This is a genomic window from Acinetobacter sp. NIPH 542 (assembly GCF_000369825.1).
GTDB classification, from domain to species: Bacteria; Pseudomonadota; Gammaproteobacteria; order Pseudomonadales; family Moraxellaceae; genus Acinetobacter; species Acinetobacter oleivorans.
In genome coordinates this window covers 1,606,725-1,620,093 of the sequence record NZ_KB850206.1, presented here as the reverse complement: position 1 = coordinate 1,620,093, position 13,369 = coordinate 1,606,725, and the positions used below count along the sequence as shown (strand labels likewise).

Here is a 13,369-nt window from a genome sequence, read left to right as displayed (position 1 = left end):
GCTTTATGACTTCATTAGGTCAGGATAAAAGTAATTTTGAATTTTTTAGTCCAATTTTGATTTTAGTGCTGGCAACCAGATCTTTTTCATCAGTTTGGTTAGGATGAAAGTCAAAACGATAATAGTCAAAAAATTTCGGAGTTAAAACTTTATATTGTGTTGCCATAAAACCAAGAAACTTACGCCAAGATTTAAAATTAAGAAGTTGACGATCCCGTTTCATAAGAACGAATTGATAGATTGTTGAGAAGCTAGTAATTAAAAATAAACTTAAAGTAAAGACGGTGATACGTGGGAGATATGCGCTTAGCCCACTTCCATACAAGTGTTCATAAAGATCAAAGGCCACAGCTTTATGCTCAGTTTCTTCAATACTATGCCATAACCATAAGTTACGAATAGTTGAGTCTGTCATCAGTTCATTAACAGACTGCATCATGCTTACTACAAGTACAGCGGTGTAGTGTTCAAGGCCTACCGTTACAAGTAGGTTCCATTTTTTACTAAAAACTTTTTCAATGCTCTTTAAAACAATACCCGTTACTTTTTCTAAAGATTCTGGATCTAAACCATGTTGTTGTGCACTCACATGAAAAGCATGATGTTCTTTAGAATGCATTGCTTCTTGACCAATAAAAGCACTAATTTCACGATCTAGAAGTTCATTCGACTTTGCTTTTGCGCGTAATGCCCGAACTGAACGAACAAAATATGATTCACCCTCGGGGAACAATGTAGATAAACCCGTAAAATAATGTGTAAAAGTGGGTTCGTTATTACACCAATAGCGAGGTACATTTTCAAAATTATAGTCCATACGACGGACTGGAAATGAGGCAGGCACGCGATTTGATACGGTATTCATTTTAAGCTCCAATCTTCTTTTAATTAAAGTTCCAAAAAGGAATTTGATTAAAAATTACATCTCGGAATAGGGAGCGTCAATGCTTTTTGAAGTAAAAGAAGTAGGTTGTCCTGAATTGATATCTAGAGAAACTTTAAAGACAAATTGGAATAAAAAAGTGAAACTAATGAGTGAATTGATAATTTTAATAATATTTAAAAAGCCCAAATCAAGTGTTTAATTTGGGCATATTCATACGAGAACTTAGTTTTTAAGCGCTGGTGTAGCAGCAGCAATTGCAGCGGCAACAGCATCATCTTCAGTTTGAGATGGTTCTGCTGGCTTAGCAGGTTTAGACTGAGCTTTCTCAGGCTTTGGCTCTGCTTTTGGCTCAGGTTTAGGTTCTGGCTTAGGCTTCGGCTCTGCTTTAGGTTGTTCAGAAACAGTTGTTTGTGAATTTTGCTCAGAATGGGCAGGACGAGTTTCACGGCGAATTTCAGTTGTAGTATTCGCTGTTTCTTCGTGATGAACTTCAACTTGCGTTGGTTCCTGAGTTTGAGCTTCTTCAGTTTTAACACTTTCTAAAGATTCAAATTTCGCAGGTTCAGCAGGTTTAGGTTCTGAAACAGCAGTTCCAACCTTTTCTTGCTCTTCTTCTGGTGTTTCTTTTTTAACGCATGCGGTTAACAATAGTCCAGCCGCAATAGCAGCACAGATTAAAAGTTTTTTATTTGCCATTGTCCTAAACAACATTTAATTGAGGAGCTCGCATTATAACAGCAAAAGAGAATGAAAAAATCATGTGAGATTGACCTAATTTTTTATTAAAAATGCTGATAGAATAGCCAGTTGTTTAATGATCTTTGAATTGGTGCGGTTTGACTTTGCTTTATAGGGGCAGAGTACAGTAAAATTGCCCAACATTGTAGGCCGATTTCGGCTTGATTGTACGAGAAACTTAATGACCCATTTTATTTTTGTTACTGGTGGTGTGGTTTCATCGCTAGGTAAAGGTATTTCTGCTGCTTCAGTTGCTGCACTTTTGGAAGCCCGTGGCTTAAAAGTCACAATGGTTAAAATGGATCCTTACATTAATGTCGATCCGGGGACAATGAGTCCTTTCCAACATGGTGAAGTTTTTGTCACAGAGGATGGTGCCGAAACTGATCTAGACTTGGGTTATTACGAACGTTTCTTACGTCGTGCGAAAATGACCAAACTGAATAACTTTACTAGTGGCCGTGTTTATCAAGATGTTTTAAATAAAGAACGTCGTGGTGACTACTTAGGTGGTACGGTTCAAGTTATTCCACATATTACTGACAATATTAAAGAACGCGTACTTCGTGCTGGTGAAGGTTACGACGTTGCAATCGTTGAGATTGGTGGTACGGTTGGTGATATCGAATCACTTCCATTTATGGAGTCAGTTCGTCAGTTAATGGTTGAGCTTGGTCATAAACGTACCATGCTTATGCATTTAACTTTGTTGCCATATATTAAATCGGCAGCAGAGCTTAAGACGAAACCAACTCAGCATTCTGTAAAAGAATTACTTTCAATTGGTATTCAACCAGATATCTTAATCTGCCGTACTGAATATGATGTAGATGTTGATACTAAACGCAAAATTGCATTGTTCACTAACGTGGAAGCGCGTGCCGTTGTGGTATGTAAAGATGCGAAAACGATTTATCAAATTCCACGTACTTTCTATGAACAAAACGTTGATGACTTGATCTGTGAACGTTTTGGATTTAATGATCTTCCAGAAGCAAACCTAGAAGATTGGGACAATGTAGTTGAAGCATTACTCAATCCTGAATACACTTTGCGTGTAGCTATGGTTGGTAAATATGTTGAATTACCAGATGCTTATAAATCTGTTAATGAAGCATTATTGCATGCAGGCATCAAAAACCGTGTGAAAGTACAGATTGACTATGTCAATGCTGAAGAGCTTGAAAGCCAAGACGTTTCTATTTTGCAAACAGCTGACGCAATCTTAGTCCCAGGTGGCTTTGGTGAGCGTGGTACTGAAGGCAAAATGAAAGCTATTCAATATGCACGTGAAAACAAAGTTCCATTCTTGGGTATTTGTTTAGGCATGCAATTGGCTGTAATCGAATATGCACGTCATGTTGCTGCAATGCCAGAAGCATCTTCTACAGAGTTTAACCGTTCTACCAAGTATCCATTGATTGGTTTAATTACTGAATGGTTAGATGAGCGTGGTGAGTTACAACAACGTAGCGTAGAGTCTGATTTAGGCGGAACTATGCGTTTGGGTGCACAAAAATCTGAATTGGTTGAAGGCACTAAAACACGTGAAGTATATGGTAAAGCAGAAATTACTGAGCGTCATCGTCACCGTTATGAAATGAATAACCGTTTCATTGAAGCGATTGAACAAGCTGGTATGAAGATTTCTGGTTACTCTTCGGCACAACATTTGGTTGAAACTGTAGAAATTCCTGAACATCCTTGGTTTATTGCTGTACAATTCCACCCGGAATTTACAAGTTCACCACGTGATGGACATCCATTATTTGCTAGTTTTATTGACGCTGCGAAAACACAGCATCAAAAAAGTAAGTAATGCGATTTTAAATAAACTGGGAAAGTTTAAATGTCACAATTAAAACCACAAGAAGTTGTACGTTTAGGCGATATACAAATGGCAAATCATTTGCCATTTGTATTATTTGGCGGAATGAACGTACTTGAATCAAAAGATTTAGCTTTCGAAATTGCAGAAACTTATGTTGATATCTGCAAACGCTTAGATATTCCGTATGTATTTAAAGCGAGTTTCGATAAAGCAAATCGTTCTAGTCTGCATTCGTTCCGTGGTCCTGGACTTGAAAAAGGTATTGAATGGTTAGGCGATATTAAAAAACATTTTAATGTTCCTATCATTACCGATGTTCATGAGCCACACCAAGCTGAAGCAGTTGCAGAAGTAGCTGATATTATTCAGTTGCCAGCTTTCTTAAGTCGCCAAACTGATCTTGTTGAAGCGATGGCAAAAACACAGGCTATTATTAACATTAAGAAAGCTCAGTTTTTGGCACCTCATGAAATGCGTCATATCCTGAATAAATGTTTAGAAGCAGGAAACGATAAACTAATTCTTTGTGAGCGCGGTTCAGCATTTGGCTATAACAACCTTGTTGTAGATATGCTTGGCTTTGACATCATGAAAGAAATGAATGTTCCTGTTTTCTTCGATGTAACACATGCGTTGCAAACTCCTGGTGGTCGTGCTGACTCGGCAGGTGGTCGTCGTGCTCAAATTACAACTTTAGCACGCGCTGGAATGGCAACAGGCTTGGCTGGATTGTTCTTGGAAGGTCATCCAGACCCAGAACATGCAAAATGCGATGGACCTTGTGCATTACGCATGTCGCAGCTTGAGCCATTCTTGGCACAAATAAAAGAATTGGATACTTTGGTTAAAGGATTCAAAAAGTTAGACACCCATTGAGTTTTTACTCATTTACGCTGCTTTAATCGCAGCTCATATTCATTCAACAGAGGAATTGTTCATGAGCCAAATCGTTGACATCCGTGCACGTGAAATTTTGGACTCTCGTGGTAACCCAACCATCGAAGCAGACGTAATTTTAGAATCTGGGGTTGTTGGTCGTGCATGTGCACCATCTGGTGCTTCAACTGGTTCTCGTGAAGCTTTAGAACTACGTGACGGTGATAAATCACGTTACTTAGGTAAAGGCGTTAAAACTGCGGTTAACAACGTAAACACGATTATCCGTGACGCTTTAGTGGGCAAATCAGTATTTGAACAAAAAGACATCGACAATACGATGATCGAACTTGATGGTACTGAAAACAAAGAAAAATTGGGTGCAAATGCAACTTTGGCTGTGTCATTAGCTGTTGCGCGCGCTGCTGCTGATGAAAAGAAAATTCCTCTTTTCCAATACATCGCTGACTTACGTGGTCAAAAGATTTTGACTATGCCTGTACCAATGATGAATATCATCAATGGTGGTTCACATGCAGACAACAACGTTGATATTCAAGAGTTTATGATTGAGCCAGTAGGCTTCACTTCATTTGCTGAAGCATTACGTGCTGGTGCTGAAATCTTCCATTCACTAAAATCAGTTTTAAACAAAAAAGGTTTAAACACTGCTGTAGGTGATGAAGGTGGTTTTGCACCAAACTTGCGTTCAAACGAAGAAGCAATCACTGTTATTCTTGAAGCTATCAGTCAAACTGGTTACAAAGCTGGTTCTGATATTATGTTGGCGCTTGACTGTGCATCTTCAGAATTCTACAAAAATGGTCAATATGTTCTTGCAGGTGAAGGCAATAAAGCATTCACAAGCAACCAGTTCTCTGACTATTTAGCAGGTCTTGTAAACCAATATCCAATTATCTCAATTGAAGATGGTTTAGATGAATCAGATTGGGAAGGTTGGTCTTACTTGACATCTATCCTTGGTGACAAAATCCAATTGGTTGGTGATGACTTGTTCGTTACTAACCCTAAGATTTTACAACGTGGTATTAATGAGAAAGTAGGTAACTCTATCTTAATCAAATACAACCAAATTGGTACTTTGACTGAAACTCTTGATGCAATTTACCTTGCTAAAGAAAATGGTTATACAACTGTAATTTCTCACCGTTCTGGTGAAACTGAAGATTCAACTATTGCTGATTTAGCAGTAGGTACAGCGGCTGGTCAAATTAAGACTGGTTCACTTTGCCGTTCTGACCGTGTTTCTAAGTACAACCAATTACTTCGTATTGAAGAATTGACTAAAGCTGCTTACCGCGGTAAAGCTGAGTTTAAAGGTTTAAACTAATCTTTAAATAAAAAGTTAAAATTAGTTTTTTAACATTTTAAGGTGCTATTTTTAATAAAAATAGCACCTTTTTTATTATCCTAGATGACGGGTTTTTAACGACTTAGCCCAACTATGGTGTTTACAACGAGAACATTCTTGATCGAGTGTACTTAGAATTTTAGTTTCACCACATTTCATGCATGAATAAAAAGTATTGATTTTAAGTACGTCAGCTTTGCAATAAGCATCTGGGAATAGGGGGAGTCCCCATTTTACTTCTTCATCTTCATAGTAAAGTAAACTCAGGATACCGTCAGACTCCAATAAAGCTGTTCTTACTTGACCTAAATGTTCAACATTTTGTTGGCGCATTTCTGAAAAAAACTCATCATGTGAATATGATTGTTTCTGGAAATCTTTGTAAACCAAAAGTCCATCTTTGACTACACAGAGAGCTCTTCCTTCCAATAAGTCTTCAATTTTTTTATGTTTCACCATCGCCCAAGTTACAAGACGATAGAGAAAAAGAATAACGATAAATACGACAAAAGCATGAGAAATAGGTAAGTCCTTGGTAAACATTGGATCACCAGCAGCCGAGCCTAAACATAAAATAATTGCGAGTTCAAAAAGGGAGAGTTGGCGAACACCACGTTTACCTGATAGTCTTAAAAAACTAATAATAATGATAAACATAAGAAAGCATCGAACCAAGATTTCCAAAATAAATGGCCAAGTCGTGTCACCTATGAAAATATTAAAAAAATCCATTTTTCTCCCTTTTTAATAGGTGCATGAAGTATTTATAAAATTCTTAACAAATTAAAAATAGAAAAAATATACTTTTTAAGTAGTTGTTGGTTAAAAAAGGTGAGTTTTTATAAATATTGATTGCAATTAAATATAGTTGAAATCAACCTAGTATTTAAATAATTTAAAAAATTAACCCCATAAAAGGGAAAGTTATTCATTTTTATAGTAATACTTTATCAATAAATTTTTATTTTTTTATTTTTTTTAAAAAATTTGCAGTCATTATTTATGGAAACTATTTGATCAGATTTATAAGATGCTAAATTTAAAGCAAAATTTGGATTGTTCCATTCGGAAAGACATAAGTTTGATGTCTTACTCTTTTTATAGTCGGCATTTTTGATTTCAAATTTACCTATAGCACTGTTGTCTAGACCTAGCATATAAAATCCATATTTAGATCCATTATCCATATGATTTTCAACTTTAATATCGATAGCTTTTGGAGAACCTTTATAAAATCCAAAATATGAATGAAGTCCAGAACCTTGGTTACTTATTGTGTATATATTTTTTAAATATATGTCCTGTAATATAGCTTTGTTATTATTTGGTTCAATATCTATCCCACTAGCGGGAGCTGTGCCTGATGTATTGTTGGCGTATAGATTATAACCTCTTAGTTTTTTTACTGATATAATGGATATGCCTTGTCTACGATTGTCATTCATTATGATGTTGTTTAAGGTAATATTGCTATTTGAATCTTGACCATTTGTTCCAAGATAAATTGCATCACCCCACATTTTATCTATTCGGATGTCAGAGATGGAAATATTTTGAGAATCTTTAATTTCTATCCCCATACCCCATTCGCCTTTATCTCCAATGTGGGTGTATTTATCACCGATAAGTGTACCTCCAGATATGCTAACATTTTTCACATTATTGATTTTAAAGAGTTGATAGCTTCCCTGATTGTTGGGTATCACCTTTAAAGTAGTTTTTGGATCAAGAATGAGAGTCGTATTACTTCTTAAATTAACTGACTTAGTTGCATCAATTCTGTAATTTCCTGATGGTATATAAATATTATTTCTTTGAGTAGCTATCAATTGATTTAATTCATCAGTAATATCTGCTCCTTCTTGGAACTGTGCAAAAGTAGTATTACTGTAGAATAATACTGGAAAAATAATAGAACAATATTTTCTTAAGTTCATAAGTTTAAAAAATTTTTTGATTTAGTTATTGTAACTGTAAAAAATGATTTTTTTATGAATTATTTGTAAACTTAATTATTTAAATTTTAAGCATAAGTTAAGACCACTCAAATTATATAAGGATTTAATATTTCTAATTGAAATATATGTTTATTTAATGTATTTAGAATTTTTTTGAAGTGAATGATTTTTAAAGAGTTTTCACCAGTCGCGGAACCTAAGCATAAAATAATTGCGAGTTCAAAAAGGGAAAGTTGGCGAATACCCCGTTTACCTGATAGTCTTAAAAAACTAATAATAATGATAAACATGACGAAACATCGAACCAAAATTTCCAAAATAAAGGGCCAAGTCGTGTCACCTATGAAAATATTAAAAAAATCCATTTTTTTCTCCCTTTTTAATAGGTGCATGAAGTATTTATAAAATTCTTAACAAATTAAAAATAGAAAAAATATACTTTTTAAGTAGTTGTTGGTTAAAAATTCGAACTTTATGTGATTTTGTATAAATTCCACTATTTAAAATATTTAATAAAATAAACATATAGTTGAAACTTCAATCGTAGAAATAAAAGTAAGAAAAAATGATTGTTAAGGTTATCAAATAAAATAAAATTTTGATCTGTATTACCTAAATTTAGTCTCTCAATTTTTATAATGTTTGGTATTAATATGTATATGATATATTTTAATTTATTGTGTTTTAAGCGAATTTCATATGATGAGAAAGCAATATCATTTTAAAAAAGTTGAAAATGATACTTATATTTGGGATGTAGATAATTTAGTAGCATTAACTAGAAATTTTAAAGTAAAAGAAATTTTGCTATCAGAAATAAAAGAATTAAATGAACCATATTGGTATCCAGATTCTCATCCCACTACTCAAGATATCATTGATCATATGATATTAATTCAAGAAGCAGATTTGTCTTATCCAATAATAATATGCTCACAGGGCAGGATAATGGATGGTATGCATAGAGTAGGAAAGGCGAAAATTTTAGGTAAGTTTAAAATACATGCTGTACAATTTGATAAAGACCCTCAACCAGATTATATCAATGTTGAGGAGGATGAACTGAGCTACGATGATTAATTATAAATAATTGCGAATATGATTCAGTGGCAATCAGGACTGTAGGGAATAGCGTCTAAACGTTTTTGAAAAACATTTGGATTCAGTATATTTTCATACATTTGTTGATATGTTTGTTTATGATCTTCAATGTTATGATAATCAACGATTTCTTGGAGTTTATCTTTATATTCTATATGTCCCGCATGAAACATCGCTGCATAATGGCCCCACAGTGCATATTGATATCGTATGGCTGCCTTTGGAATTAAATTTATTTCGTTTAAATAGCTATGAGCCGTTTTTTCATAACATGCTTTTATTTCATGAGCATCTTTTTTCATTTTTCTTAAGAAAATACATTGCATCTCTTGTAGTTGTGAACTATCTGTTTTATTTAAAATTTTTTCGGTAACTATATATGCTTCTTTAAGGCAACCTAAGTGAATAAGTACCTTGCGTTTGGTTTTTAAAATATCTAAATTATTATTATTAGAGGGAATTTTTTTTAATAAGTTTTTAAATTTTCTATGGGAAGTATCTTGTGGCTGCTCAGCTTTTAGACTGTAAACAATATCATTATATTCAAATATATAAGGGTTAGCAGGTGTATATTGTTTATGATTGCTCTCCATATTAATTATTTTTGAAGGGCTATCATCAGTAGGGTGATCACAAGCGCTTAAACCTAAGCTTACTAAAGAAAACGCTAAAATTTTGTGCACTACAGTTTATACCTTTATTCTCTTTCATGAGATTTATGAAGAATAATAAAATATAAAAGAAAATACTGTGTAGTTTTTTATTTCTCATGTTCTTGAGCAGTTCAACAGTCAATTTGAATTTGAAAATTGGTTTATATATTTTTGAATCAATAATATAAAGCCCATTGTTTCAGTACCATGATTGAACAAGATCAACATTCAATCTATTAGAAATCCAAATTTTGATGCGTGGATAGTGATTTTTTAAGGCAATGATGCATTAACAATTTAAATTAAACAAATAAGAATAATTATTAACTACAAGTTGATAACAATTATCATTCGTGTTAATTTTTGTGCCGAACTTTTACTACTGTGTAACAAGGAACAAGGTAGTGGAAGGCTAAAAATATGGTTCAGCACATTGGTTATTATGGAATTTTCTTATGTACAATCCGCCCTTTAGAAAAGCATTTAGAGTTCACCCTTTAGCACTTTCTATGGCTTTAGCGGTACCTTCATTTGTTTATGCAGAACAAACCGAAACAACCACTTTAGCAACGATAAAAGTACAAGCAGAACAAGAAAATCCGGCCGTTACTGAAGGTTCAGAGAGCTATACAGCAAAAAGCACAAATACTTCTACAAAATTAAATTTATCTCTTCGTGAAACTCCTCAATCAGTCAAAGTTTTAACCCGTGAATATTTAGATGATCGAAAAATCGATTCCTTTCAAGATTTAATGAATAATATTACGGGTGTTTCAACCTCACGTACCGATGAGCGCCAAAGAGTGTATGCACGTGGTTTTGAGGTGGATTATTACTTAATTGATGGAATACCTAGTACTACAAACTTAGGCACTGGAGATTTAGATTTAGATATTTATGATCGTGTCGAAGTCGTAAAGGGTGCCAATGGACTAACCACAGGTGCGGGAAACCCAGCAATGGCGCTGAACATGATTCGGAAACATGCAAACTCAAAAGAACTCACTGGTAATGTCAGCACATCTTTAGGCTCGTGGAACTCTTGGAATAGCTCAGCAGATGTTTCCACGCCACTTAATGCAGATGGATCATTGCGTGGCCGCATGTTTGTAAAACATTCTGATGAAAAATCATTTATGGATTTCTATGAGAAAGAAAGGAATGTATTTTATGGTGCGGTTGATTATGATTTGAGTGATAAAACAAGCATGTCGCTTGGTGCAACTTATCAAGAGTTACATCGTGATGGTATTCGTTGGGGCGGTACACCTGCTTTTTATACTGATGGGACTCGTACCAATTTTTCCAGAAGCTTAACAGTAAGTGCACCTTGGACCTATTGGGATGTGAATACAACGGCAGTATTTGCAAATTTAAAACAGAATTTATTTAATGACGTTAATTTAAATATTGCTTATACCTTCCGTAAAGAAGATACAGCTTCTATGTTGCTATATACAGCTGGAAAAGTAGACAAGGCAACCAATACAAGTCCATTAAAAAATGAAGAGGGCAAGGATAATGTCTCAGTATATGGTGCAAAAGCTGCAAATGAAGAAAACAATATTGATGTTTTTATCAATGCTCCATTTACGATTTTTAATCGTCCACAAGAAATTATTATTGGTGGATCGTGGAATAAGAATGAAAAGACAAAAGATATTTTTGGTGGATCTAACACAAACCAAGACATTGAAAAATATTTAGGTGGACCACTTAACTATAATGATATGGCTCAAGAGTTGCTTCAACCAGTAGTATTAAATGGTAAAAATGCACTAAATGAAACTACACAAACTGCTGCTTATGTTGCCGGAAAATTTCAGATTCTGGATCCTTTGAAAATTATTGCTGGGGCTCGTTTATTTAACTGGGAATATAAATCTGAAAATGATAAAGGTAACCGTGAATTTAACAATGAATTAGCACCATATGTTGGCGCTATTTATGATTTTGCCCAAGATCATTCTATATATGCGAGTTATACAGAAATTTTTAAACCTCAAGAACGTAAAGATATAAATGATCAATATATAGATCCGATTACAGGTAAGAGTTATGAGGCTGGCTTAAAGAGTGAATGGTTTGGAGGGCGTTTAAATACAGCATTGTCAATATTCCGAATAGAACAATCTAATTTTGCTGAATTGATACCTGACACGTTTATTATTCGCAATGGTATAAAAACCACAGAGCAGGCCTATCGTGCTGTAGATGGGGTTGAAAGTAAAGGTTTTGAGTTTGAAGCTGATGGCGAGATTAATGACAATTGGGGTATTAACTTTGGTGTTGCTAATTTTGAAGCAAAAGATGCACAAGGCACAAAAGTTAATACGACAAACTCTCGAACAACCTCGAATCTATTTGTTAAGTACAAACTTGATCAATGGAGTGCAGGGCTTGGTTTAAATTATAAGAGTAAATACTATACGGGTAGTGGAAGCTCTCGCATTGAGCAAGATGCCTATGTTTTAGCAAGTGCGATGCTTGGCTATCAAGTAGATAAAAATATCAAACTTCAATTTAATATCGATAATATTTTTGATGAAAAATATTATGAAGGTATTGGTGCTAACTCGATGAATTGGGGCACACCACGAAATGCAACGTTGAGTGTTCGTTATAATTTCTGATTTAAACTCACATAAGAAAACGATTTATAAAAGTCCTCGAAAGAGGGCTTTTATTCTTTTTAAGCTTGTTTTAAAAGAGAAGAAAATCTTGACTTCTTTTTTATAGATATGGTTGTATTATGCAACTATATTTTGAGTGTGCAGTGATGATTGACCAAAAAATTATTGATGAAATCCGTAGTTCATCTCGAATCATGGTTCGTGAATTAGGTTTTATGAGTTCAACTCTTGCTGCTACTGATTATTCTCCGTCAGCTGTTCACTCTTTACTTGAGCTTGAAAATAGAGGTTCTCTAACCGCTGTACAATTAGGACAGCTTTTAGGTCTAGAGAAATCGAGTGTGAGTAGAATGTTGCTTAAACTCATTAAGGCGGGTGAGATTAAAGAGGAGCAAGATAAGAATGATGCCAGAATAAAAGTGATTAAACTCACACCGAAAGGAGTGGATACTGTAAGAAAAATTAATAATTATGGAGAAATACGAGTTATTCAAGCCATTGAAAAATTAAACTCTTCTGACCAACTTATTATTGCTCAAGGTCTGACAACCTACGCTGAATCTTTAGTAAACTGTCGAGATAATAAAGATCTTATAGATAACAATACTATTGAAATTGTGAGTGGCTACCGCGCAGGTATGATTGGCAGAATCGCAGAAATGCATGGTACTTATTATTATGAAAATTATAATTTTGGACCTTTTTTTGAAGGAAAAGTGGCTACCAATTTAGCTGAGTTCTCTAACCGTCTTTATAAAGACTCTAATAATATTTGGTTGGCAATAAAAAATAATAAAATTGTGGGTTCTGTTGCGATTGATGGTGAAGATTTAGGAAATAACGAGGCTCATCTTCGGTGGTTTATTTTAAGTGACGATTGTCGAGGACAGGGCATCGGCAAAAAAGCTATTAAAAGAAGCAATAAACTTTTGTGATCAAAAGCAATTCTCTGCTGTTCAATTATGGACATTTAGTGGCCTTAGTGCCGCAAGAAAACTTTATGAAAATTTTGGTTTTAAACTCGCGAATGAATGGGAGGGAGACCAATGGGGCAACACCATGTTAGAGCAACAATTTACACGGGTAAATAATGGAAATTAACCATAAGCTTTTCTCGACATAAATTTCTCATACTTAGAATGATTTTTTGTGTGTAGAGTGATTTATAAACAGTTGTACTTATAAATATTATTTCCCTTTCAAATTCTATTCATTTTTGACAAAATGAAACATGTCACAATGGTCAATTAAAGTAATATGCCCATTAATAATTTTGCTTAAATTTTTGCAGGAATTGCGCATGCTACTTGTTAATTACTAT

The 13,369-nt window shown here is 34.3% G+C and carries 11 protein-coding genes and 1 pseudogene; 6 read left to right on the top strand and 6 right to left on the bottom strand.

Features of this window, described 5'->3' with window-relative positions:
* Positions 1-19 precede the first annotated feature (19 nt).
* Positions 20-865 (bottom strand): metal-dependent hydrolase, encoded by an 846-nt coding sequence (locus tag F886_RS13045; protein WP_005306089.1) that lies wholly within the window; start codon positions 863-865, stop codon positions 20-22.
* 243 nt (positions 866-1,108) lie between these two features.
* Positions 1,109-1,582 carry an internalin gene (locus F886_RS13040; RefSeq protein ID WP_034591170.1) on the bottom strand — a complete coding sequence of 158 codons (474 nt, stop codon included), beginning with the start codon at positions 1,580-1,582 and terminating at the stop codon, positions 1,109-1,111.
* Positions 1,583-1,805: 223 nt separating this feature from the next.
* Here F886_RS13040 and F886_RS13035 point away from each other — a divergent pair, with 223 nt between their 5' ends.
* The 3 genes from F886_RS13035 (at position 1,806) to eno (ending at position 5,682) form a co-directional block, all read left to right on the top strand.
* Positions 1,806-3,443, top strand: coding sequence for a CTP synthase (locus F886_RS13035; protein WP_004792002.1), 1,638 nt, complete (start codon positions 1,806-1,808; stop codon positions 3,441-3,443).
* A 30-nt stretch (positions 3,444-3,473) separates the two neighbouring features.
* Complete coding sequence (kdsA, locus tag F886_RS13030) at positions 3,474-4,331, top strand: 3-deoxy-8-phosphooctulonate synthase (RefSeq protein ID WP_003652054.1); 858 nt, start codon at positions 3,474-3,476, stop codon at positions 4,329-4,331.
* A 61-nt stretch (positions 4,332-4,392) separates the two neighbouring features.
* A complete protein-coding gene (gene eno, locus F886_RS13025) occupies positions 4,393-5,682 on the top strand; it encodes a phosphopyruvate hydratase (RefSeq protein WP_005306083.1) in 1,290 nt (429 codons plus the stop codon).
* A gap of 75 nt (positions 5,683-5,757) precedes the next feature.
* Here eno and F886_RS13020 read toward each other — a convergent pair whose 3' ends face one another.
* From F886_RS13020 to F886_RS13010, 3 genes and pseudogenes are all read right to left on the bottom strand, one after another.
* A complete protein-coding gene (locus F886_RS13020) occupies positions 5,758-6,435 on the bottom strand; it encodes a DUF421 domain-containing protein (RefSeq protein ID WP_005306080.1) in 678 nt (225 codons plus the stop codon).
* Between the two features lie 218 nt (positions 6,436-6,653).
* Positions 6,654-7,640 (bottom strand): hypothetical protein, encoded by a 987-nt coding sequence (locus F886_RS13015; protein ID WP_005306077.1) that lies wholly within the window; start codon positions 7,638-7,640, stop codon positions 6,654-6,656.
* A gap of 200 nt (positions 7,641-7,840) precedes the next feature.
* A pseudogene (locus F886_RS13010) lies at positions 7,841-8,026 on the bottom strand (DUF421 domain-containing protein); the annotation flags it as partial.
* Positions 8,027-8,363: 337 nt separating this feature from the next.
* On the opposite strand from F886_RS13010, the gene F886_RS13005 reads away from it, so the two are divergent.
* A complete protein-coding gene (locus tag F886_RS13005) occupies positions 8,364-8,741 on the top strand; it encodes a ParB N-terminal domain-containing protein (protein WP_034591340.1) in 378 nt (125 codons plus the stop codon).
* Positions 8,742-8,764: 23 nt separating this feature from the next.
* On the opposite strand, the gene F886_RS13000 is transcribed toward F886_RS13005, so the two are convergent.
* Positions 8,765-9,445: a hypothetical protein gene (locus F886_RS13000; RefSeq protein WP_005306070.1), complete on the bottom strand. Its 681-nt coding sequence runs from the start codon at positions 9,443-9,445 to the stop codon at positions 8,765-8,767.
* 425 nt (positions 9,446-9,870) lie between these two features.
* Here F886_RS13000 and F886_RS12995 point away from each other — a divergent pair, with 425 nt between their 5' ends.
* Together F886_RS12995 and F886_RS12990 are read left to right on the top strand one after the other, a co-directional pair.
* A complete protein-coding gene (locus F886_RS12995; protein WP_005306068.1) occupies positions 9,871-12,048 on the top strand; it encodes a TonB-dependent siderophore receptor in 2,178 nt (725 codons plus the stop codon).
* Positions 12,049-12,167: 119 nt separating this feature from the next.
* On the top strand, positions 12,168-12,983 hold the full coding sequence (locus F886_RS12990; protein WP_228129971.1) for a bifunctional helix-turn-helix transcriptional regulator/GNAT family N-acetyltransferase: 816 nt from the start codon (positions 12,168-12,170) through the stop codon (positions 12,981-12,983).
* Positions 12,984-13,369 lie beyond the last annotated feature (386 nt).